The 20,479-nt window shown below is 70.7% G+C and carries 20 protein-coding genes; 13 read left to right on the forward strand and 7 right to left on the reverse strand.

Annotated features, from left to right (window positions below; all coding sequences use genetic code 11):
• Nucleotides 1-938, reverse strand: a 938-nt coding sequence (locus tag HNR40_RS48135) for a hypothetical protein (protein ID WP_221341755.1), incomplete at its 3' end; no start/stop codon positions are given.
• On the opposite strand from HNR40_RS48135, the gene HNR40_RS48140 reads away from it, so the two are divergent.
• Entirely contained in the window at nt 843-1,943 is a 1,101-nt protein-coding gene (locus tag HNR40_RS48140) for a hypothetical protein (protein WP_246510732.1), read from the forward strand. The genes HNR40_RS48135 and HNR40_RS48140 overlap by 96 nt on opposite strands.
• 60 nt (nt 1,944-2,003) lie before the next feature.
• Here HNR40_RS48140 and HNR40_RS48145 read toward each other — a convergent pair whose 3' ends face one another.
• Complete coding sequence (locus HNR40_RS48145; protein ID WP_184974023.1) at nt 2,004-2,930, reverse strand: MBL fold metallo-hydrolase; 927 nt, start codon at nt 2,928-2,930, stop codon at nt 2,004-2,006.
• Between the two features lie 111 nt (nt 2,931-3,041).
• On the opposite strand from HNR40_RS48145, the gene HNR40_RS48150 reads away from it, so the two are divergent.
• Entirely contained in the window at nt 3,042-3,380 is a 339-nt protein-coding gene (locus tag HNR40_RS48150) for a single-stranded DNA-binding protein (protein WP_184974024.1), read from the forward strand.
• A gap of 15 nt (nt 3,381-3,395) precedes the next feature.
• Here the strand turns inward: HNR40_RS48150 and HNR40_RS48155 are convergent, their stop codons facing one another.
• Nucleotides 3,396-5,642, reverse strand: coding sequence for a DUF1015 family protein (locus HNR40_RS48155; RefSeq protein WP_312896806.1), 2,247 nt, complete (start codon nt 5,640-5,642; stop codon nt 3,396-3,398).
• A 110-nt stretch (nt 5,643-5,752) separates the two neighbouring features.
• Here HNR40_RS48155 and HNR40_RS48165 point away from each other — a divergent pair, with 110 nt between their 5' ends.
• Nucleotides 5,753-6,175 carry a tetratricopeptide repeat protein gene (locus tag HNR40_RS48165; protein WP_184974026.1) on the forward strand — a complete coding sequence of 141 codons (423 nt, stop codon included), beginning with the start codon at nt 5,753-5,755 and terminating at the stop codon, nt 6,173-6,175.
• A 328-nt stretch (nt 6,176-6,503) separates the two neighbouring features.
• Nucleotides 6,504-7,469 (forward strand): HAD-IIA family hydrolase, encoded by a 966-nt coding sequence (locus HNR40_RS48170; protein ID WP_184974028.1) that lies wholly within the window; start codon nt 6,504-6,506, stop codon nt 7,467-7,469.
• A 290-nt stretch (nt 7,470-7,759) separates the two neighbouring features.
• On the opposite strand, the gene HNR40_RS48175 is transcribed toward HNR40_RS48170, so the two are convergent.
• Nucleotides 7,760-8,932: an ROK family transcriptional regulator gene (locus HNR40_RS48175; RefSeq protein ID WP_184974030.1), complete on the reverse strand. Its 1,173-nt coding sequence runs from the start codon at nt 8,930-8,932 to the stop codon at nt 7,760-7,762.
• 140 nt (nt 8,933-9,072) lie between these two features.
• Here HNR40_RS48175 and HNR40_RS48180 point away from each other — a divergent pair, with 140 nt between their 5' ends.
• From HNR40_RS48180 to HNR40_RS48205, 6 genes are read left to right on the forward strand one after another with little or no spacing between them, the layout of a single operon-like run.
• On the forward strand, nt 9,073-10,320 hold the full coding sequence (locus tag HNR40_RS48180; protein WP_184974031.1) for a Gfo/Idh/MocA family protein: 1,248 nt from the start codon (nt 9,073-9,075) through the stop codon (nt 10,318-10,320).
• On the forward strand, nt 10,317-11,924 hold the full coding sequence (locus tag HNR40_RS48185; protein ID WP_184974034.1) for a beta-N-acetylhexosaminidase: 1,608 nt from the start codon (nt 10,317-10,319) through the stop codon (nt 11,922-11,924). Before HNR40_RS48180 ends, HNR40_RS48185 begins: the two co-directional genes overlap by 4 nt.
• A gap of 26 nt (nt 11,925-11,950) precedes the next feature.
• Nucleotides 11,951-13,195, forward strand: coding sequence for an ABC transporter substrate-binding protein (locus HNR40_RS48190; RefSeq protein WP_184974036.1), 1,245 nt, complete (start codon nt 11,951-11,953; stop codon nt 13,193-13,195).
• Nucleotides 13,192-14,067, forward strand: coding sequence for a carbohydrate ABC transporter permease (locus tag HNR40_RS48195; RefSeq protein ID WP_312896807.1), 876 nt, complete (start codon nt 13,192-13,194; stop codon nt 14,065-14,067). Before HNR40_RS48190 ends, HNR40_RS48195 begins: the two co-directional genes overlap by 4 nt.
• Nucleotides 14,060-14,869 carry a carbohydrate ABC transporter permease gene (locus tag HNR40_RS48200; protein WP_184974040.1) on the forward strand — a complete coding sequence of 270 codons (810 nt, stop codon included), beginning with the start codon at nt 14,060-14,062 and terminating at the stop codon, nt 14,867-14,869. Before HNR40_RS48195 ends, HNR40_RS48200 begins: the two co-directional genes overlap by 8 nt.
• 7 nt (nt 14,870-14,876) lie before the next feature.
• Complete coding sequence (locus HNR40_RS48205) at nt 14,877-16,571, forward strand: bifunctional metallophosphatase/5'-nucleotidase (RefSeq protein ID WP_184974042.1); 1,695 nt, start codon at nt 14,877-14,879, stop codon at nt 16,569-16,571.
• On the opposite strand, the gene HNR40_RS48210 is transcribed toward HNR40_RS48205, so the two are convergent.
• The 3 genes from HNR40_RS48210 to HNR40_RS48220 are packed head-to-tail and all read right to left on the reverse strand — an operon-like array spanning nt 16,568 to nt 18,479.
• Nucleotides 16,568-17,341, reverse strand: a complete 774-nt coding sequence (locus HNR40_RS48210; RefSeq protein ID WP_246510742.1) for an ABC transporter permease — start codon at nt 17,339-17,341, stop codon at nt 16,568-16,570. The genes HNR40_RS48205 and HNR40_RS48210 overlap by 4 nt on opposite strands.
• A complete protein-coding gene (locus tag HNR40_RS48215) occupies nt 17,341-18,093 on the reverse strand; it encodes an ABC transporter ATP-binding protein (RefSeq protein ID WP_184974046.1) in 753 nt (250 codons plus the stop codon). Before HNR40_RS48215 ends, HNR40_RS48210 begins: the two co-directional genes overlap by 1 nt.
• Nucleotides 18,094-18,131: 38 nt before the next feature.
• Complete coding sequence (locus HNR40_RS48220) at nt 18,132-18,479, reverse strand: SCP2 sterol-binding domain-containing protein (protein ID WP_184974048.1); 348 nt, start codon at nt 18,477-18,479, stop codon at nt 18,132-18,134.
• A 114-nt stretch (nt 18,480-18,593) separates the two neighbouring features.
• On the opposite strand from HNR40_RS48220, the gene HNR40_RS48225 reads away from it, so the two are divergent.
• From HNR40_RS48225 to HNR40_RS48235, 3 genes are read left to right on the forward strand one after another with little or no spacing between them, the layout of a single operon-like run.
• A complete protein-coding gene (locus HNR40_RS48225) occupies nt 18,594-18,752 on the forward strand; it encodes a hypothetical protein (RefSeq protein ID WP_184974051.1) in 159 nt (52 codons plus the stop codon).
• A complete protein-coding gene (locus tag HNR40_RS48230; protein WP_184974053.1) occupies nt 18,749-19,561 on the forward strand; it encodes a TlyA family RNA methyltransferase in 813 nt (270 codons plus the stop codon). The genes HNR40_RS48225 and HNR40_RS48230 overlap by 4 nt, the downstream gene beginning before the upstream one ends.
• A complete protein-coding gene (locus HNR40_RS48235; protein WP_184974055.1) occupies nt 19,558-20,457 on the forward strand; it encodes an NAD kinase in 900 nt (299 codons plus the stop codon). The genes HNR40_RS48230 and HNR40_RS48235 overlap by 4 nt, the downstream gene beginning before the upstream one ends.
• Nucleotides 20,458-20,479: the final 22 nt, after the last annotated feature.

Below are 20,479 nucleotides of genomic sequence, written 5' to 3' on the forward strand. Positions count from 1 at the left end.
CTCGTCGTGAGGGTGGCTATGACCGTGGTCCGCGCCGTGAGGGCGGGTTCGATCGTGGTCCGCGTCGTGATGACCGGGGTCCGCAGCGTGAGGGCGGCTACGATCGCGGTCCGCGTCGTGATGACGATCGTGGTCCTCGTCGTGAGGGTGGCTATGACCGTGGTCCGCGCCGTGAGGGCGGGTTCGATCGTGGTCCGCGTCGTGATGACCGGGGTCCGCAGCGTGAGGGCAGCTACGACCGTGGTCCCCGTCGGGATGATCGGGGCCCCCGTCGTGATGACGATCGCGGTCCGCGTCGTGAGGGTGGCTACGATCGCGGTCCTCGCCGGGATGACCGGGGTCCGCAGCGTGAGGGCGGCTACGACCGCGGTCCGCGTCGTGATGACGATCGTGGTCCTCGTCGTGAAGGCGGCTATGACCGTGGTCCGCGCCGTGAGGGCGGGTTCGATCGCGGTCCGCGCCGCGACGACCGGGGTCCGCGTGGAGACAGTGCGCCTCGCGATGACCGGGGCGGTTTCGACCGCGGGCCGCGTCGCGAAGGAGGCTACGACCGTGGTCCCCGTCGTGAGGGCGGGTTTGATCGCGGTCCGCGCCGTGAGGGCGGGTTCGACCGTGGTCCTCGTCGTGACGATGATCGTGGGCCGCGTCGTGAGGGGGGCTACCGGGATGACCGGGCGCCCCGCCGTACCGACGGATTCCGTGACGAGCGGGACTCGCGCGGCGAGGAGCGGCGTGACTCCGACCGTGCCCGGCCGTTCTCGCGCGATGGCGACAGTGGGTCGCGGGCGCGCTTCGGCAAGCCCGAGCGGGAAGAGACGCGCGAGCGTGAGCCGCTGCCCGAGATGCCGGCTGACATCACCGCGGACGAGCTCGACCAGGAGGTACGCGACGAGCTGCGCGCCCTGCCCGTCGACCTCGCGGACCTGGTGGCCAGGCATCTGGTCGCGGCCGAGCGGGCGCTTGGTGAGGACGACCCGGATCAGGCTTACGAGCACACCAAGGTCGGGCGGCGGTTCGCGGCCCGGATCGGGGTGGTGCGGGAGGCCGCGGGGATCGTTGCCTATCGGGCCGGGCATTTCGCCGAGGCGCTCAGTGATCTGCGGGCGGCGCGGCGGCTGACCGGGTCGGATGCGTACCTTCCGGTCATGGCGGACTGCGAGCGCGGACTCGGGCGGCCTGAGCGGGCGCTTGACCTGGTGCGTTCGCCGGAAGCGGAGCGGCTTGACCGCGCCGGGCGGATCGAACTGGCGATCGTGGAGTCCGGGGCCCGCCGGGACCTGGGGCAGCACGACGCCGCGGTCATCACACTGCAGCGGCTGCCCGAACTGCGTGACCCGCAGTCGCGTCCCTGGTCGGCACGGCTGGCGTTCGCCTATGCGGACGCGCTGGCCGAGGCCGGGCATGGCGAGGCGGCCACGGACTGGTTCGCGCGGGCCATGTCCTTCGACGAGGACGGCGAGACGGACGCGGCCGAGCGCTACGCGGAGCTGACCGGAGCGGTCATCGAGGACCTTGAGGAGGACGACGAGGACCTCGACGGCGACGCCGAGACCGATGTCGAGGCTGAGGAGGTGTCCGACTCGGCGGCTTTCGCGGAGGCGGGTGACCTGCTGGGCGGCGACGAGCCCGAGGCCACGGACGAGCCCGAGGGCGACGAGGCCGTGGCTGTGGAGGAAGCCGCCGCGGACGTCGAGTCTGTGGAAGAGCCCGCCGCGGAGGAGGTCGACGAGCCCGTCGACGCTGTCGAGGACGAGCCTGCGGCTGACGACGCCGCGGACCTGGTCGAGGCGGTGACGGAGCCTGTGGCCGAAGCGGAGCCGGAGGCCGACAAGCCGGACGAAGAGGCTCCGGCCGCGGCCGGTATCACGCCCGCGTTCATCGAGCCGGACTTCGGCGACCTTCTCGACTCGCCGGAGCCCAAGGACGGCAAGACCGAGTCCTGACCTGCGGCGCCGCCCGCCGTACCGTGGAATTTTTCTGGGGTACGGCGGGCGGCGCCGTTTTCACGGCGAGACGCGGTCGAGCCAGTGGAGGATTCCGGCGACGTTGGAGGCCGCGCCGCTGAGCAGTTCGAACTGCTCGGCGGTCTCGTCGTCGGTCTTGAGCGCGAGGTAGCGCTCCTTGGTGCGTTCGTGGACCATGGCGACGGCGTGATCCAGGTCCATCCCCTCGGAACGGGCCTGGCGCGTCATGTCCACCCAGACGCGGAGTTCTTCCGCGGACCTCTCCAGAGTCTCCTGAACCGCATCGACCGGTCCGTAGTGGCTGAACAGCAGCCGTTGCGGCCCCAACGCCTCGAACAGTGCGATCGAGTTGAGTGCCGTTGCCAGGTCGAAGTCGGGCGGCGGGGTGGCAGGGCGGAGGTCGCCGGTCTCGGGGAGGTAGACCCCGGCGGCGTCGCCGACATAGAGGTCGCCGGTGCCCGAATCGACCAGGCCGACATGGTGTTTGGCGTGGCCGGGGGAGTAGTGGCTGCTGAGTGTGCGGCCGTTGCCCAGGTCGATGGCGCCGGTGTCGCCGAGGGCGACGATGCGTTCGGCCTCGGTGGGGGTCAGCTCGCCGAACAGCGTGTCCAGCCGATCGCCCCACACCATCCGGGCACTGGCCATCAACCTCGACGGATCGGCCAGATGCCGCGCGCCCTTCTCATGCACCACGATCTGCGCGGACGGGAAGTACTTCGCCATGTCCCCCACTCCGCCCGCGTGGTCGAGGTGGATATGGGTGACGACGACCGTCGCGAGGTCCTGAGGTCCCACGCCGAGCGAGGTCAGCGCGTCCCGCACGACCGGCGCGGAGGTCGAGGTGCCCGTTTCGACCAGGCATGGCCGGTCACCCAGGATCAAATAGCCTGCGGTGATCCCGGAGTATCCGGCCATCTTCGTGTCGATCTCGTACACGTCGCCGCCAAGGGCGGTGATGTTGTCCACAAGCACTCCCGAGTCGCTCACCACAATCCCCAGAACGGCGCTCGAGCCGATCCGGCCATGCCCTCATCGTAAAGAGTGATCTCGGCCAGTTCACCGACGAGGGAGCCCGAGATGGACCACAACGACGTCCAGCTGACCGGCAAGCTGTCCGGCGCGCCGGAGCACAGGGAGATGCCGAGCGGCGACACGCAGACGGCCTGGCGGCTGGTCGTCCGCCGCCCGCAGCCACGGCCGCGCGCGGTCGTCGACACGATCCGGTGTGTGACGTACGACCCCGATGTCACCGCGTTCGTCGAGGGCCTGGCGTCCGGCGACCGCATGGAGGTCAGCGGCGCCATCCGCTGCCGCATCTACGGTCCGCCGCATGCCAAGGTCTGGCGGTACGTGGTCGAGGTCGCCTCGGCCACCCGAGCACCCGTCCCCGCGGCCGAGGCGGTGGTCACGTGCTGAGCCGCCTCGCCCGGATCAGTCGGCGTCCAGCGTACGCAGCACCAGTCCGGTTCGCGGCTTGGGCCCGAACGACGTGGACTTGCGCGGCACCCGCTCACCCTCGGCCGCCACCGCGAGCACGTCGTCGACAGCCAGCGCGTTGAGGATCACCGCCGTGCCTCCGGTGGTGGCGGCCAGGTCCGCCGCGGCCTGCGCGTCGTGGTGCACGATTCGGACGTCGACCTCGTCGTCCCGCATGCCCCACACCCTGGGCATGACGAACTCCGTCAGGACAGAGGTGTTCAACGCGTTCCACCGCGCCGAGCGGTCTGCCGGCATGGCACGGGCGAGCTGCACCGGATCCGGGTCGGTCAGCAGATGGCCGCCGCCTTCTCCGGCCAGCAGGAACGCCGGTTCCCGTGCCTCCCGCAGCGCCGCCAGTGCGGAGGGCAGGTCCGCGAAGTCCTGGACTCGCCATGCGCCCTTGGCTCGGGCGGCCGCCTCTTCGAGGGGGAGCCCGGGGATGACGCGGTGGATCGCCTTGAGATCCGGCGGGTAGGCGTCGGAGTCCACGAGCAGGGCCAGCCCGAAGTCCCATGGGCCGGAGGCCTGGTCCTGCGTGCCGGAGGTGCGGTCTGCACGGTCCTGGCTACTCGGCGACGCGGGTCTGTCACCAGCGTCGGCCGGGCCGGTCGATGTGCCTGGCCTGTTCGTGGTGTCGGCCGGGCTGGTGGGCGTGCCGGGTCTGTTCGTGGTGTCGGGCGCGTTCGGGGCCGGGGTTGGGCTGGTCGCCGCGTGCTGGCCTGTTGGTTCGGGTGGTTTGGGGGTGGTTGTACGGCGGGCGTGCTCGTCGCGTTGGAGTTCGCGGTAGGTGGCGTAGCGGTGGTGGCCGTCGGCGATGAGCGCCTGGCGGTGGCGGAGATCGGCGTTCACGGCGTCGATCTCGGCCCGGTCGGTGATGGCCCAGAGGCTGTGCCGTACGCCGTCGGTGGTCTGGGCGGTCACCAGGGGCCGTCGGGTGGTGGCGACCTCGTCGACCAGGCGGCTCGCCCTGCCCTGCCGGGCTGCCGAGCCGGACGTTCCGCTGCCCCGGTATCCGGCTGTCGGGGTGTCCTTGGGGTCTGAGTGTGTGCTTGGGGCCGCGGTGGGGTCGTTGCCGTTGTAGAGGAGGAGGATGGGTTCGAGGTTGGCCTGGGTGGTGCTCATGAGGGCCAGGCGGTCGGCTACGGGGCCGGGCATGACGTTCTCGTGGGGGAGGATGATGCGCTGCTCCGGGGCGGCCAGACCTACGTCGCCGATCAGACCGCGTTGCAGCATGCCTGGGGCTCGCTGCTCGTAGACGTACAGGGCCGGGTGGTCGTCACGGACCAGTACGCCGTCCGCCAGCCAGGTGCGCAGGGCGTCTCGGGCTGCGCCGTATCGCTGGGCGGAAGCTTGCCTGACGTCGTCGAGGCGTGCGGAGACCGCGGGGCCACGGACGGTGGAGGTGGGCAGGGAGGCTGGGGCCGTGCTGGGCGGGACTTCGGTGTCCGCGCCGTGCTGCTCGGCGGTGTGCGCGCCGTGCTGCTCTGCGGTGCCCTCGGGCTCCGGGTCGGTGGTGTCCCTGCCGTGCTCTGCGTTGTCCGTGGTTCGCGAGCCTGTGGTTTCCGCGCTGGGCTGGTCTGCCGTGTCCGTGTCCGTGTCCCTGTCCGCGTCCCTGTCCGTGCTGGGCTTGGCGTCCTTGGGCTGGATGTCTGCGGGGCCTGGGGCATGCGGGGGCTCGGTGGCCGTGGGCTGCTCGCTAGCGGGGGCTGTGGCTTGCGGGCCTTCGGTGGCCGCGCTGTGCGGGTCTGCGGGGGGCGGTTGGAGCGTGGGTTGGGGGCCGGTGGTGGCGGCCGGGGGGTGGGGCGTGCTCTGGGTGGTGGCGGCTGGGTGGCTGGAGGGTGCGCCGGGTGTGTTGGCTGGGTGGCTGGAGGGTGCGCCGGGTGTGTTGGCTGGGTGGCTGGAGGGTGCGCCGGGTGGGTTGGGCGGGTCGCTGGAAGGTGTGCCGGGTGGGTTGGGGGTGGGAGCGGGGGCGGGGGCCGGTGGTGGGGGGGTGGGGTGGGCAGGGGGGCGGGGAAGGATGAGGCGGACGACATTGTTGGGATGGGAGTCCAGGAGAGCCTGGACATCGTCGTCCGAAATCAGGTCATAGGGCGGTGAAGTGACCGCCCCGGGGTCGTCCACGGCGAAGCGGACACCGCGGAAGGGGCGCAGCATTAGCCCATCTGGCACCGGTAGTTCAGGAGTCCCCATACCGGGCATGCTCCCATAGAGGTCCGAGTCTTCCCCGGGTTGCCCCCATATCCCGGCGATGCCCGTTCTCTCCGGGAATCGCGCGGAACTGCCGTCGTTCGATGAAGGAGCCCTCACGCATGATCCAAGGCAGAAACGTCCCTGATGATTCCCCCGGAGTGCCTTCAGGGGAGGTTTATGACTGGTACCAGCGTGGGGTGAAGCTTCTTCAGGAGGGCAGTCCGGCTGCTGCCGCGTCGCTTCTGGAACGTGCGGTGGCTGCTGAGCCGGAGTCGCGCAGCATTCGGGAGGCGTTGGCCCGGGCGCAGTTCAACTCGCGGCAGTATGTGCAGGCTGCGGATACCTTTCGGTGGATTGTGGATGCCAATCCGGCTGAGGATTACGCCTATTTTGGGCTTGGGTTGTCGTTGTGGCGTACGGGGGATATGGAAGCGGCTCAGGAGCCGCTTGCTATCGCTGTGGCCATGCGGCCGGATGAGCGTAACTATGTGACGGCTTTGCGGAATGTGCGGGCGACGTTGCGGGCTCGGCGGGCTATGTGAGGGGTTCGGTGGCGTGCCGGTTCTCTGCTTGGTCGGGCTGGGTGTTGCGCGGGTGCTTGATGTATGTGCGGGCGGGTGCTGGGCGGCCGTCGATCTTCTGACGCTCCGGAGCTCTGCCCAGGGTCCGTGTGGGTCTGTGTCTGCGGTTCTTACTGGGTTTCGTCTGCGGGCGATCTGTCGTCGCCGCGTGCTCCTTCTTCTCCGGCATTGGCACCGGCTTCGGTTCTGAACCTCGGGCTGGTTGTGGTCGGCGGGGTTGGTTGGCGGGTGGGTAGGGGTGCGGGGTTAGAGTCGCTGGCGGTGTTGGTCGCGGGTTAGGGGATATGCGGTGCTGGTCGAGAGGTACGACACTTTGCTGCTTGACCTTGATGGGGTTGTCTATCTGGGGGCTCGTGCCGTGCCTGGGGCGGCTGAGTCGTTGGTGGCGGCCAAGGGGCGGGGGGCTCGGCTGGCTTATGTGACGAACAATGCTTCGCGGACTCCCGCTGCCATCGCGGGGCATCTTCGGGAGTTGGGAGTGCCGGCGGAGCGCGAGGACGTGGTCACTTCGGCGCAGGCGGCGGCTCGGTTGATCGCTGAGCGGTTCGAGCCTGGGGCTCGGGTGCTGGTGGTGGGTGGTACGGGGTTGCGGCTGGCCGTACGGGATCAGGGGCTTCGGGTGGTGACGACCGCCATGGATCAGCCTGTGGCGGTGGTGCAGGGGATCGCGGCCGGGTTGTCGTACGGGTTGCTGGCTGAGGGGGCTTTGGCGGTGCGGCAGGGAGCGCTGTTCGTGGCGTCCAATGGGGACAGCACCATGCCGTCCGGGCGGGGTGTATTGCCGGGCAATGGGGCAATGGTGAGGGTTATTGCCACGGCTACGGGGGTTGAGCCTGTTTATGCGGGTAAGCCGGCGCCGCCGTTGCATCGGGAGTCGATGTTGCGGACGGGGGCTGAGCGGCCGCTCGTGGTGGGGGATCGGCTCGACACCGACATCGAGGGCGCGCGTAATGCGGGGGTGGACAGTCTGCTGGTGCTGACGGGGGTGGCGGGCCCGCTTGACGTGCTGACGGCCGCGCCTGAGCACCGGCCCACTTATGTCGCGGAGGATCTGCGGGCTTTGGGTGAGGACTATCCCGAGGTACGGCGGGGCTGGCGGGCCACTTGGGTCGACGGGAGCCTTCGCCTGGAGGGTGACGGGACCTGGATCGAGGGGCTCCGGACGGCTTGTGAGGCGGCCTGGGAGGCTGCCGGGGCGGGACGCGTGGATGAGGACAGCGTCAAACCGGTGCTGGAACGCCTCCAGGCCGGCTGACGTCGGCAGACCTCAGGGACCCGGGATCGGCAGGCGGCTCTCGGGCTTGGGATGCCCGCAGGCGAGATGGGGCGCCGTGTGGTGGATCGGACGCTGGGCACTACCAGCCGGGGGCGCTGGGGCGTGGGGTAAGTGGCCGAGGGGCGGGGTGCGGGGATGCGTGGGTTCGGTGGCGCGGGCCGAGGCATAGGGCAACACGGGTGTCGGGCCGAAGCCCAGCATCGAGGCGGTCGCCAGTTGGTGGCGGGTGGGATAGCACAGGCGTCGCGGCAGCGTGCTGGGTGGGGGGGTTAGGCGGGGGTGGGCCGTTGGGGGGCGGTGGGGGGAGAGAGGGCGCCTTCTGGGGAGAAGAACATGTGGTCGATGTGGTCCAGGGCCAGGCAGGCTGCCCCCAGGACCACGCATTCCTCGCCCAACGTGGAAGGCCGGATCTCCGGTACTCGCAGGCAGTGGGGGGCGAGGGCCTCGCGTAGGGGGGCGAGGAGGACGTCGGCCGAACGGGAGAAGCCGCCGCCCAGCACCACGACTTCGGGGTCGAGGGTGAGGACCATGGCGGCGGTGCCCAGGGCCAGGTCTTGGGCGTAGGCCTCGACGGCGGCGCGGGCGGCGGGGTCGCCGGTGCGGGCGGCGCCGAAGACGAGGGCGGCGGCGTCCTCCGCGGGCGCCCCGGCGGCGGCCGGGCAGGATTCCAGGTGGTCGGTCATGGTACGCCAGCCGGTGATCTCCATCAGCCCCACCTCGCCGGTGGCGCCGCTGAAGCCGTGGTAGGGGCGCCCGTTGAGGATGAGGGCGGCGCCGGGGCGGCGGCCGGCGTGGAGGTAGACGAGGTCGCGTACGCCTGCGGCTACACCTAGGCGTTGTTCGGCGAGGGCGGCGAGCTTGCTGTCGTTCTCGATGGTGATGGGGCAGGGCAGGCGGGCGGCGAGGTGGCCGACGAGGTCGGTGCCGGCCCAGTCGGGCAGTGCTTCGACGCGGGTTATGACGCCTTCGCGGTCGACGACGCCGACGCTGCCGGCGGCCACGCCCCACATCTGGTCGGAGGTGAGGCCGGCGGCGATCAGGGCGGCGTCCATGGCCCGGTTCATGGCGTCGAGGCGTTGTTCGCGCGGGGTGCCGGGGCTGACGGAGGTGCGGCCGCTGGCGACGGCCCTGCCGTTGAGGTCGGTGATGGTGGCCAGGACCTTGTGCACGCCTATGTCGATGCCGAGGACGTGCCCGGCGTCGGCGCGGAAGCGGTAGCGTCGGGCGGGCCGGCCCATGCCGCCGGGGGAGGGTTCGACCTCGGCGATCCAGCCGCGTTCCTGCAGGTCGGTGACGACGTCGACGATGGAGCCGCGGGAGAGCCCGGTGTGGGCGGCGAGTTCGGTGAGGGTGAGCGGGCGGCGCGCGTCGCGCAGGGCGCGGATGCTGCTGAGCGAGTTCAGCTGTCGCAGCCGCTGCAGGTCCCCACCGCTGACGTGCACGTCCGGGCCTCCTTTTTGATGGAAACCTCATTATGTACGGCCAGCGACGTCTACGCCACACCGAAATCTGGGGCTTGACCACGACCGGCCATCCATGAATATTTATGGACTCCCACATAAGTCGGGAGTGGAACACATCGATGACCGTAACCATCGCGATCGCCGGCGCCGGAGCGCGCGGGCAGATCTACGCCAGGGCGGCGGCCGCCTCCGGCCGGGCCCGGGTCGTGGCCGTGGCCGACCCCGATCCGGGGCGCCGCGCGGCCGTGGCCCGCGAGCACGGGCTGCCCGAGGAGGCCTGCTTCCCCGGCTGGGAGGAGCTGGCCGCGGTGCCGCGGCTGGCCGACGCCGTGGTCATCGCCACCCAGGATCACCAGCACGCCGATCCCGCCGTCGCCTTCGCCGCGCTCGGCTACGACATGTTGCTGGAGAAGCCCCTGGCTCCGACCGAGAAGGAGGCCCGCCGGATCGTCGAGGCGGTCGAGCGGGCCGGGGTGGTGTTCGCCGTGGGCCACGTGCTGCGCTACACGGCGTACACGAGAGAGCTGAAGCGGGTCCTGGCCTCCGGTGTGCTCGGCGAGATCGCCAGTGTGCAGCACCTGGAGCCGGTGGGGTGGTGGCATCAGGCGCACTCGTTCGTGCGCGGGGCGTGGCGCAACGTGGCCGGATCCGGCCCGATGCTGCTCACCAAGTCGTGCCATGACCTCGACTGGCTGCTGCACGTCGTCGGGGACGAGCCCGCCCGGGTCGCCTCCTTCGGCTCGCTGATCCACTTCCGTCCCGAGAACCGGCCGGACGGCGCCGCAGACCGCTGCGTGTCGTGCCCGCTGGAGATCGAATCGGCCTGCCCGTACTCGGCCAAGCGGTTCTACCTGGACATGATCGGGGACCCGGACAAGGAGTTCTGGCCGCTCGGCGCGGTGACCGCCGACGCCAGCGTGGCCGGGGTCACCCGGGCCCTGGAGACGGGGCCGTACGGGCGCTGTGTCTACGCGGCCGACAACGACGTGGTCGACCAGCAGGTCGTGATCGTGGAGTTCGCCCGCGGCGCGACGGTCGCCTTCACCATGACCGCCTTCACCCCGCTCGAACACCGCAAGACCAGGGTCTTCGGCTCGCACGGCTACGCCGAGGGCGACGGCGAATCGATCAGGGTCGTCGACTTCCGCACCGGCGAGGAGCACACCGTGGACGCCACGGGCGGCGGCGCGTCGCTGGCCGACGGGCACGGCGGCGGCGACGGCGGTCTCGTGGAGGCGTTCGTGGACGCCGTGGCCACCCGGGACCAGAGCGGGCTCGGCGGCGACGCCACCGACGCCCTGGCCGGGCACCTGCTGGTGTGGGCGGCGGAGAGAGCCCGCGAGAGCGGCACGGTGGTGACCCTGTGACGCTCGTCCCCGCGCCCGTCGCCGCCGTTCCCGGGCAGGGCGTCTTCAGCCTGGGCCCGGCCACCACGCTCACCGCCGACCCCGCCCTGGCCCGCGCCGCCGCCTGGCTGCGCGAGGCGCTCACTCCCGCCACCGGCTTATCCCTGCCGGAGGGCCCGGGCGGCATCGAGTTCCGCCAGGTGAGCGGCCTGGCCGAGGAGGAGTACCGCCTCACCGCCACCCCGGGCCGCGTCCTCATCGAGGCCGCCACCGCACCCGGCGCCTTCTACGGCGCCCAGACCCTGCGCCAGCTTCTCGGCCCGGCCGCCTTCCGCGCCGGCCGTACCGCCGAAGGGCCGTGGCGGGTGCCCGCCGTCACGATCGAGGACCGTCCCCGGTACGGCTGGCGCGGCTGCCTGATCGACGTGGCCCGGCATTTCCTGCCCAAGCACGACCTGCTGCGCTACATCGACCTGCTGGCCGCCCACAAGCTGAACGTCCTGCACCTGCACCTGACCGACGACCAGGGCTGGCGGCTGCAGATCAGGAAGTACCCGAAGCTCACCGAGATCGGCGCCTGGCGCCACGAGTCCCCTCTCGGCGCGAAAAAGCACCGCAGATGGGATGGCCGCCCGCACGGCGGCTACTACACCCAGGACGACATACGGGAGATCGTCTCCTACGCGGCCGACCGTTTCGTCACCGTGGTGCCGGAGATCGACCTGCCCGGTCACACGCAGGCCGCCATCGCGGCCTACCCAGAGCTCGGCAACCTGGACGCGACCCTGCCGGTGCGCACCGAGTGGGGCGTCGGCGAGAACGTGCTCAACGTCGCCGACGCCACCATCGCCTTCTTCAAGGACGTCCTGGACGAGGTGCTGGAGCTCTTCCCCGGCCCGTACGTGTGCGTGGGCGGCGACGAGGTGCCCAAGGGCCAGTGGAACGAGAGCGTCCCCGCCAAGGAGCGCATCCGCGAGCTGGACCTGCGCGACGCCGAGGAACTGCAGAGCTGGTTCGTGCGCCGCTTCACCGACTACCTCATCGCCCGCGGCCGCAAGCCCGTCGGCTGGGACGAACTGCTGGCCGGCGGGCTGCCGCCCGGCCTGACGGTGGCCGCCTGGCGCGGGCAGGCGTGCGCGGCCATGGCCGCGCGGGCCGGTCACGACGTGGTGGTCTCGCCCTTCGCCGAGACCTACCTGGACTTCCGGCAGGCCGAGGGCGAGCAGGAGCCGGTCGCGATCGGCAGCGTGACCGGGCTGCGCGCCGTGCACGGGTTCGACCCGGTGCCGGCCGGGCTCTCGGCGGCCGAACGCGAGCGGGTGCTGGGGGCGCAGGCGGCGCTGTGGACCGAGCACATCGACTCGCCCCGGCTGCTGGACTACATGGCCTTCCCCCGCCTGGCCGCGTTCGCGGAGGCGGTGTGGAACGACGGGCGCGACTTCGAGGACTTCCTCGGCCGCCTCGCCGTACACGAAAGGCGGCTGGACGCGCTGGGCGTGGAGTATCGCCCGGCCGGCGGGCCGCACCCCTGGCAGCGGCGTCCTGACGCGCCGGGCCACCCACGGACCCGGGCGGAGATCGACGCAGAGCTCGCCGCCTGGACGGCCAACCTTCGATGGCCGTAGTCACACCCCCTGTTTGGAGAACGACCATGCGTAAGCGCCTGCCCATCGCCGGGCTGCTCGGACTGGCCCTGTTGGCGTCCGGCTGCGGTTCCAGCGAGCCGGAGAAGTCCGGGAACGTCGAGATCAGTTATGCGCTGTGGGAGAAGAACGACGCCCCCGCCGCCCAGAAGATCATCGACGCGTTCCAGAAGGCCAACCCCGGCGTCACGGTCAAGCTGGAGATCACCCCCTGGGACCAGTACTGGACCAAGCTCCAGACCGCGGCGGCCGGCGGGGCGGCGCCCGACGTGTTCTGGATGAGCAGCCTCAACGTCCGCATGTACGCCAAGGGCGGCGTCATCGCCGCGGCCGACGAGAGCAAGACGACCGGCTTCACTCCGGCCACCGTCGCCGGATACCGCTACGACGGCAAGCTGTGGGCGCTGCCGTTCAGTGTGAGCCTGCCCGCGCTCTGGTACGACAAGAAGCTCTTCGACGCCGCCGGCGTGAAATATCCGACCGCCGACTGGACCTGGGACGACGTCAAGGCCGCCGCCAAGAAGCTGACCGACCCGGCCAAGAAGCAGTGGGGCATCATGACCCCGATGTGGGACCAGGGCGGGTTCTACAACACGATGATCCAGGCCGGCGGGCGCGTGCTGTCGGCCGACGGCAAGAAGTCCGGCTTCGACGAGGCCGGCTCCATCCAGGGCCTGGAGTTCTGGACCGACCTGATGATCAAGGACAAGGTCGCGCCGCAGGCCCAGGTCTACAACGACACCGAGCCGCTGCAGCTCTTCCAGACCGGCAAGATCGGCATGCAGTACGGCGGGTCCTGGTTCGCCGCCACCTACGCCGCCAACCCCGAGGTGAAGTCCCGGGTCGACCTGGTCCCGCTGCCCAAGGGCCCGGCCCAGGAAGGCGTGATCGTGGCCTCGCTGGCCAACGCGGTCTCGGCCAAGACCGAGCACCCGAAGGAGGCCACCGCCTTCGCCGCCTTCTTCGCCTCCGAGGAAGGCCAGAAGATCTTCAGCGACGCGGGCGGCGCCTCCATCTCGGCCCGCGAGGGCACCCAGGACGGCTTCTACAAGGCCTACCCCGACTTCAACCTGAAGGGCCTGTTCGAGGGCTCGATGCCGCACGGCGTGGAGTACCCCGTGACGCTCGACACCGCGAAATGGCAGGACGTGCAGAACAAGCTGCTGGTCGACGCCTGGACGGGCAAGCGGCCGACGGCCGACGTGGCCAAGGACATCGCGGTCAAGATGAACGAGATCCTGGCGAAGGAGTGAAAAGCAGAGAACGGCTCTGGGGCTACGCGCTGATCGCCCCGATGGCCCTGGGCCTGGCCGTGTTCTACGTCTGGCCGATCGCGCAGACGCTCTACCTCAGCTTCACCGAGTCCGGCGTGTTCGGCGGGCAGACCTGGGTCGGCCTGGACAACTACACCGCGCTCGCCGCCGACGAGGAGATGACGGGCGCGCTGGGCAACACGCTGCTGTACGCGGCGCTGATGCTGGCGGGCGTGCCCCTGTCGATCGTGGTCGCGGCGCTGCTCAACGTACGCGGGCTGCGCGGGCTGGGCTTCTACCGCACGATCTACTTCCTGCCCGTGGTCACCATGCCCGCGGCCGTGGGCCTGACCTGGCGCTACCTCTACAACGGCGACTTCGGGCCGATCAACCAGCTCCTCGCGGCGGTCGGGATCGACGGCCCGTACTGGGTGGCCGACCCCGACGTGGCGATCTACGCCCTGGCCCTCGTCGGCGTCTGGAGCTCCATCGGGTACAACGCGGTGCTGTTCCTGGCCGGGCTCCAGGGCATCCCCCGCCACTACTACGAGGCGGCCGAGATCGACGGGGCCGGGCGGCTGCGCCAGTTCTTCCGCATCACGCTGCCGCTGCTCACCCCGACCACCTTCTTCGTCATCGTCATCACCATGATCAACGCGCTGCAGGTCTTCGACCTCGTCTACCTCATCTTCGACCTCAAGAGCCCGGCGCTGCCCGGCGCCCGCACGATCGTCTACTTCTTCTTCGAGCAGGGCTTCCTGAAGAACCAGCGCGGCTACGCGGCCGCGATCGCCGTCGTGCTGCTCGGCCTGATCCTCGTGCTCACCGCGATCCAGTTCAGGCTGCAGAAGAGGTGGGTGCACTATGCGTAGGACCTGGCCCGCGCACGTGACGCTGATCGCCGGGGCGCTGGTCATGCTGGCGCCCTTCGTGTGGCAGCTCATCGTCTCCCTGCAGACGCTCAGCGACTCGCTGCGGGTGCCGCCGGTGCTCGTGCCGTCGTGGCGGTGGGAGAACTTCGCCGACGTGTTCAAGACGGTGCCGCTCGGGCGGCAGTTCCTCAACACCGTCGTGGTCACCGTCGCGATCACCGCCGGGCAGCTGCTGCTGTGCTCGCTGGCCGCCTTCGCCTTCGCCCGGCTGCGCTTCCCCGGCCGCGGCGCCATCTTCATGGTGTTCCTGGCCGTGCTCATGGTGCCGCAGGAGCTGTTCCTGCTGCCCCGCTACGAGATCATGCAGGGCCTCGGCTGGCTCAACACGCTGCAGGCGCTCATCGCGCCCGGCTTGTTCGGCGCCTTCGGGACGTTCCTGCTGCGGCAGTTCTTCCTCACCCTGCCCACCGAACTGGACGAGGCCGCCCGCCTCGACGGCGCCAACCCGCTGCAGATCTACTGGCACGTCATGCTCCCGCTGGTCAAGCCGGGGCTGCTGGCGCTCGGCCTGCTCAGCGTCATGTGGTCGTGGAGCAGCCTGCTGTGGCCCCTCGTCGTCAACACCGATCCCGAGCAGATGACGCTGGCCGCCGGGCTCGCCTCGCTGCGCGGCCAGTTCCAGACCAACTTCCCGATCCTGTTCGCCGGATCGATCGTCGCCTCGCTGCCCGTCATCGTGCTCTTCGTGATCATGCAGCGGCAGCTCATCGCCGGAATCGCATTCACCGGAACGAAGGGATAGATCCTCCATGCGTCGTTTACCCCTGCTGATAGGCGCGGCCGCCCTCGTGGCGCTCACCGCGCAGCCCGCCTCCGCCGCCGGGCGCCAGCCCATCGACGTGCAACTGCTGTCCATCACCGACTTCCACGGCTACATCACCCCGCAGAACAACGCCGCCGACGGCACGATCAAGGACGGCGCGGGCAACACGCTGATGGTGGGCGGCGCGCCGTACGTCTCGACCCACCTGAAGAATCTGCGGAACGGCAAGCGCAACACCGTCACCTTCACCACCGGAGACGACTTCAGCGGCTGGCCCGTGGAGGTCTCCCACCACGCGGACGAGCCGACCGTCGAGTTCCTGAACCGGATCGGCGTGCAGTTCACCGCGGCGGGCAACCACGAGTTCGACCGGTCGCTGGAGTTCACCCGCGACCACATGGGCAAGGGCCGGTGCTTCGGCGAGGTCGGCCTGGACAGCTGCTTCACCGACTCCTCCGGCAGGCGCTTCCCCGGCGCCCGCTACGAGATCTCCTCGGCCAACATGACCCGCAAGGGCAGCACCCGGCCGGTGCTGGAGCCGTTCGTGATCAAGCGTTTCCAGGGCGTGCCGGTGGGCTTCATCAACCTCACCACGCCCACGACGGTCGCCGGCTCGACCTCCTACCAGCCCACGCTGGACAACCTGCCGCTGGTGGAGACGGCCAACAAGTACGCCGCGATCCTCAAGCGGATGGGCGTGGAGGCCATCGTCGCCAACGTGCACGAGGGCGGCGCCGCCGGCCAGGACTTCAACGGCTGCGGGCCGACCAAGAGCGGCCCGATCTGGGACTTCGCCCGCGACGCCTCGCCCGACATCGACGCGATCGTCACCGGCCACTGGCACTGGTTCTTCAACTGCTCGCTGCCCGACCCGGCGGGCAACCTCCGCCCGGTCGTGGAGGCGGCCAACCACGGCCGGCTCATCAACGAGATCAACCTGAAGATCGACCGCCGCACCCGCGACGTGATCAGGCCGGCCACGACCGCGCGCAACCACCCCGTCACCCGCGACGTGCCCGCCGACCCCGAGATGGTCGCGATGGTCGACTACTGGAACGGCAAGGCCAAGGTCACCGGCGCCCGCCAGATCGGCACGCTGACCGGCGACGTGACCAGGGTGCGCGACGCCGACGGCGAGAGCACGCTGGGCAACCTCGTGGCCGACGCGGAGAAGGCCGCCTCCGACGGCGCCGACCTGGCGATGGTCGCGGTGGCGCCGGTGAAGGGCTCCAACTCGCTGCGCGGCGACCTCAAGGCCGGTGCGGTCACCTTCGCCCAGGCGTGGGCGGCGTGGGGCTACGCCAACCCGGTGCTGACCGTGTCGGTGAAGGGCGCCCAGGTCGATCAGGCGCTGGAGCAGCAGTGGCAGACGCAGCCGGACGGGACGGTCCGGTTCGCCCCGCTGGCCGTTTCAGGAAATGTCCGCTTCTCGTATGACGTGCGGAAGCCGGTGGGCGAGCGCGTCGAGAACGTGCTCATCGACGGCAAGCCGCTCGACGCCGCCCGCGGCTACCGGCTGGCCGCCCTGGCCTACACGCTGATCGGCGCCGACGGCTACACCGCCTTCACCGGCTACACCGACACCGTGCGCGGGCCCCGCGACTACGAGGCCCTGCGCTCCTACCTCGGCACCGGGCCGCTGAGCCCGCCCGCCCTGGACCGGGCGCAGCCGCTCCTCTAGGCGACGCGTTCGCTGGTCTGGCGTCCGAACTGCCACGCTCCCACCACGAGCAGCAGCGCGGACGCCAGCACCAGCGCGCCCATCGCCACCGGCAGCCCGGCGCTCCAGCCGTCCAGCATCAGCAGCCGCATCGCCTCGATCGCGTACGTGAGCGGGTTGGCCCTGGCCACGACCTGCATCCAGGCGGGCATCGCGGTCAGCGGCACGAAGGCGTTGGACATGAACAGCAGCGGCAGCGAGGCGAACCCGGTCACCGCGAAGAACGTGCCGTGCGAGGGGACCGCGCAGGCCAGCGCCATGGCCGCCGCCGTCATCGCCAGCGTCAGCAGCGCCGCGGTGACCAGGATCGCCAGCACGCCGGCCAGGCCGGTGGCCGGCCGTACCCCCAGCACGAGCGCGACGAGCAGGATGACCAGCACCTGCGCCGAGTTCATGCCCATCTGGAAGACGAAGCGCGAGACGATCAGCGAGCTGCGCCTGATCGGCATGCTCATCAGCTTGTCGAGGTAGCCCGTCTCCTTGTCGAACAGCAGCGGCATCGCCGCGCTCACCCCGTTGCCGACGACGGTGAAGGCGATGATGCCGGGCACCGCGAAGGCGAGATAGTCGGTGGTGCCCACGACCCGGGCGTCCATGGCGCCGCCCAGCGAGCCGGCGAAGAACACCAGCCACACCGCCGGCTGGAGCACGCTGAACAGCAGGTTCAGCCGCTCGCGCAGGGTCATCAGCAGCCAGCGCCGCGACAGCGCCAGCACCTCCTGGGCCCACATCACGCGGCCTCTTCGCGCAGCGCGTGGCCGGTGTGGCGCAGGAAGACCTCGTCCAGGCTGTCGGCGCCGATCGCCGCCTTGAGCTCGGCCGGGGTGCCCGAGACGACCTCGCGGCCGTGGTCGATGATGGTCAGCCGGTCGCACAGGCGGTCGGCCTCGTCCATGTAGTTGGTGGCCAGCAGGACGGTCATGCCCTCCTGGCAGAGCTGCCTGATGTGGTCCCAGACGTGGTGGCGCGACTGCACGTCCAGGCCCAGCGTCGGCTCGTCGAGGATGAGCAGCTCGGGCCGGTGCAGCAGGCCGCAGGCCAGCTCCAGCCGCTTCTGCATGCCGCCGGAGTAGGCCTGCACCAGGCGGTCGGCGTGGGCGCTCAGGCCCACGAGCTCCAGGACCTCGGCGGCCCTGGCCTTCACCCGCTTCCTGGGCACGTGGTAGAGGGCCGCCTCGATCTCGGTCTTCTCCCGGCCGGTGAGCATGTAGTAGCCCATCGGGGAGACCTGCTGCATGACGTAGCCGATGCGCAGGCGTACGTCGCCGGCCGCGCGCACCACGTCGAAGCCGCACACCCGCGCCGTGCCCGAGCTGGGCGGGAGCAGGGTGGCCAGCATGCGGATGGTCGTTGTCTTGCCGGCGCCGTTGGGACCCAGCAGGCCGACGACCTCACCGGCGCCGGCCGTGAGGGTCAGCTCGTCAACAGCGGTGCTCTGCCCGAAGCGGCGGCTGAGCCGCTCCACGTCGATGATCATTCCCATGGACGCACCCCAAGTACTTAACGGATGCGTTAAGCATATCAGAGCAACTTCCGCAGCCGCAGGAGGTCTCCGAAGCTGGCGTCCACCTTGACCCGCCCGCCCAGCAACGCCCTGGCCAGGTCGAGCTCGCCCTCGACCAGCGCGATCAGGTCGTCACTGGTGATGGTCAGCTTCACGTCGGCCTCCTTGCCGTCGGCCGGAGGCTCCTGCGTGAACGGGTCCAGGCCGTCGTGGCTGAGCCGGCCGTAGAAGACGACGTCGAGGTCGGAGACACGGCAGCTGACCGTCCGCTCGACGACGTGCTTGGCGCGGTCCTCGTCGCTGATCTCGTCGAAATTGGCGACGAGCTTGGCCAGAGCGGCCCGGCACTCCTCGACGCTTGCCATGGATGCGCTTCCTTTCTCCCCACTGACACGGACCGTAGCGTTCCATACGACTGCATAACGTGTGACACGCCTGCCGAGGTGCCGGGTGTCGGCGCCAGGCGTTACGGTCGTGTCATGACTGAGATCCCGGAGGGGGCGGGCGACGAGCGGGTCGACGCCGTTCTCGCAGGTCTGGAGCGTCTGTCCGGGCTGCCCGTGGGCGAGCACGCCGCCGTCTACGACGACGCGTACGCCGGGCTGGAGGAGACCCTCGCCGCGATGGACGAGCAGTGAGCCGACGCGTCCGGCTCGACAGCGAGCTCGTACGGCGCGGCCTGGCCCGCTCCCGCGAACAGGCGGCCCAGCTCATCGAGGCCGGCCGGGTCAGCGTGGGCGGACAGGTCGCGGGCAAGGCGGCCACCCAGGTCGACACCGCCGCCGCCATCGTCGTGGCCGAGTCGCCCGACGGCCCCGACTACGTCTCGCGCGGCGCCCACAAACTCCTCGGCGCGCTGGAGGCCTTCAAGGCGCTGAGCGTCGAGGGCCGCCGCTGCCTCGACGCCGGTGCCTCCACCGGCGGCTTCACCGACGTGCTGCTGCGCCACGGCGCCGCCCACGTCCTGGCCGTGGACGTCGGCTACGGCCAGCTCGCCTGGTCGCTGCGGACCGACGAGCGCGTCACCGTCATGGAACGCGTCAACGTGCGCGACCTGACGCCCGACATGGTCGGCGAGGCCCCCACCCTGATCGTCGGCGACCTGTCGTTCATCTCGCTGCGGCTCGTGCTGCCCGCGCTGGCCGCCGTGGCCGCGCCCGCCGCCGACTTCGTCATGCTGGTCAAGCCGCAGTTCGAGGTGGGCAAGGAGCGCGTCGGCGCCGGCGGCGTGGTCCGCGATCCCGCGCTGCGCGCGCAGGCGGTCCGCGACGCGGCCGCCAAGGCACAGGACATAGGTTTGGCGGTGCGCGGCGTCACGGCCAGCCCGCTGCCGGGACCGTCGGGAAATGTCGAATACCTGCTCTGGCTGGGCAAGGGGGAGGGCGAGCCGCCGGTCGCCAACCTCGACACCGAGATCCAGCGCGCCGTAGAAGAAGGGCCCCAATGAACCGGACCGTTCTGGTCACCGTGCACACCGGGCGCGGCGCCGCCGTCGAGAGCGCCCGCCTGGTCGTCAACCGCCTGGTCGACGCCGGGATCACCGTGCGCGTGCTGGAGCAGGAGGCCGTGGAGATCGGCTGCGTCGGCGCCGAGGTGGTGCCGTGCGACCCCGGCGCGGCCAAGGACGCCGAAGTGATGATCGTCCTGGGCGGCGACGGCTCGCTGCTGCGCTCGGCCGAACTGGCCCGCTCGGCCGGCACCCCGCTGTTCGGCGTCAACCTCGGTCACGTGGGCTTCCTGGCCGAGGCCGAGGTCGACGACCTGGCCGCCGCCGTCGACAGCGTCGTCGCCGGGAACTACGACGTCGAGGAGCGCATGACCATCGACGTGCTCGCCCGGCTCAACGGCCAGGTCATCGCCGACACGTGGGCGCTCAACGAGGCCACCGTCGAAAAGCGCGAGCGCATGCTGGAGGTCGTGGCCGAGGTCGACGGCCGCCCGCTGTCGCGCTGGGGCTGCGACGGCGTCATCTGCGCCACCCCGACCGGCTCCACCGCCTACGCCTTCTCCGCCGGCGGCCCCGTCGTCTGGCCGGAGGTGGAGGCGCTGCTCATGGTGCCGATCAGCGCCCACGCCCTGTTCGCCAAGCCCCTGGTCGTCTCGCCGCGCGCCACCCTCGCCGTCGAGATCCTGCCCGGCACGCCGGGCGGCGTGCTCTGGTGCGACGGCCGCCGCCGCTTCGACCTGCCGACCGGCACCCGCGTCGAGGTCCGCCGCGGCGAGCACCCGGTGCGCGTGGCCCGCCTGCACGGCATCGACAGCACCGGCGCGCCGTTCACCGACAGGCTGGTCGCCAAGTTCGAACTTCCCGTGCAGGGGTGGCGCGGAAGGGTGCGTCCCTGAGTCAATTGGCTCAGGAGCGCGT

It is taken from the genome of Nonomuraea endophytica, assembly GCF_014203235.1.
GTDB lineage: Bacteria > Actinomycetota > Actinomycetes > Streptosporangiales > Streptosporangiaceae > Nonomuraea > Nonomuraea endophytica.

Excerpts from the sequence above, each read along its gene's own strand:
- HNR40_RS48140 (WP_246510732.1), top strand. The coding sequence starts at position 843 with ATGCCGGCTGACATCACCGCGGACGAGCTCGACCAGGAGGTACGCGAC.
- HNR40_RS48150 (WP_184974024.1), top strand. The coding sequence starts at position 3,042 with ATGGACCACAACGACGTCCAGCTGACCGGCAAGCTGTCCGGCGCGCCG.
- HNR40_RS48155 (WP_312896806.1), bottom strand. The coding sequence starts at position 5,642 with ATGCCCGGTATGGGGACTCCTGAACTACCGGTGCCAGATGGGCTAATG.
- HNR40_RS48165 (WP_184974026.1), top strand. The coding sequence starts at position 5,753 with ATGATCCAAGGCAGAAACGTCCCTGATGATTCCCCCGGAGTGCCTTCA.
- HNR40_RS48180 (WP_184974031.1), top strand. The coding sequence starts at position 9,073 with ATGACCGTAACCATCGCGATCGCCGGCGCCGGAGCGCGCGGGCAGATC.
- HNR40_RS48190 (WP_184974036.1), top strand. The coding sequence starts at position 11,951 with ATGCGTAAGCGCCTGCCCATCGCCGGGCTGCTCGGACTGGCCCTGTTG.
- HNR40_RS48200 (WP_184974040.1), top strand. The coding sequence starts at position 14,060 with ATGCGTAGGACCTGGCCCGCGCACGTGACGCTGATCGCCGGGGCGCTG.
- HNR40_RS48205 (WP_184974042.1), top strand. The coding sequence starts at position 14,877 with ATGCGTCGTTTACCCCTGCTGATAGGCGCGGCCGCCCTCGTGGCGCTC.
- HNR40_RS48210 (WP_246510742.1), bottom strand. The coding sequence starts at position 17,341 with ATGTGGGCCCAGGAGGTGCTGGCGCTGTCGCGGCGCTGGCTGCTGATG.
- HNR40_RS48215 (WP_184974046.1), bottom strand. The coding sequence starts at position 18,093 with ATGGGAATGATCATCGACGTGGAGCGGCTCAGCCGCCGCTTCGGGCAG.
- HNR40_RS48220 (WP_184974048.1), bottom strand. The coding sequence starts at position 18,479 with ATGGCAAGCGTCGAGGAGTGCCGGGCCGCTCTGGCCAAGCTCGTCGCC.
- HNR40_RS48225 (WP_184974051.1), top strand. The coding sequence starts at position 18,594 with ATGACTGAGATCCCGGAGGGGGCGGGCGACGAGCGGGTCGACGCCGTT.
- HNR40_RS48235 (WP_184974055.1), top strand. The coding sequence starts at position 19,558 with ATGAACCGGACCGTTCTGGTCACCGTGCACACCGGGCGCGGCGCCGCC.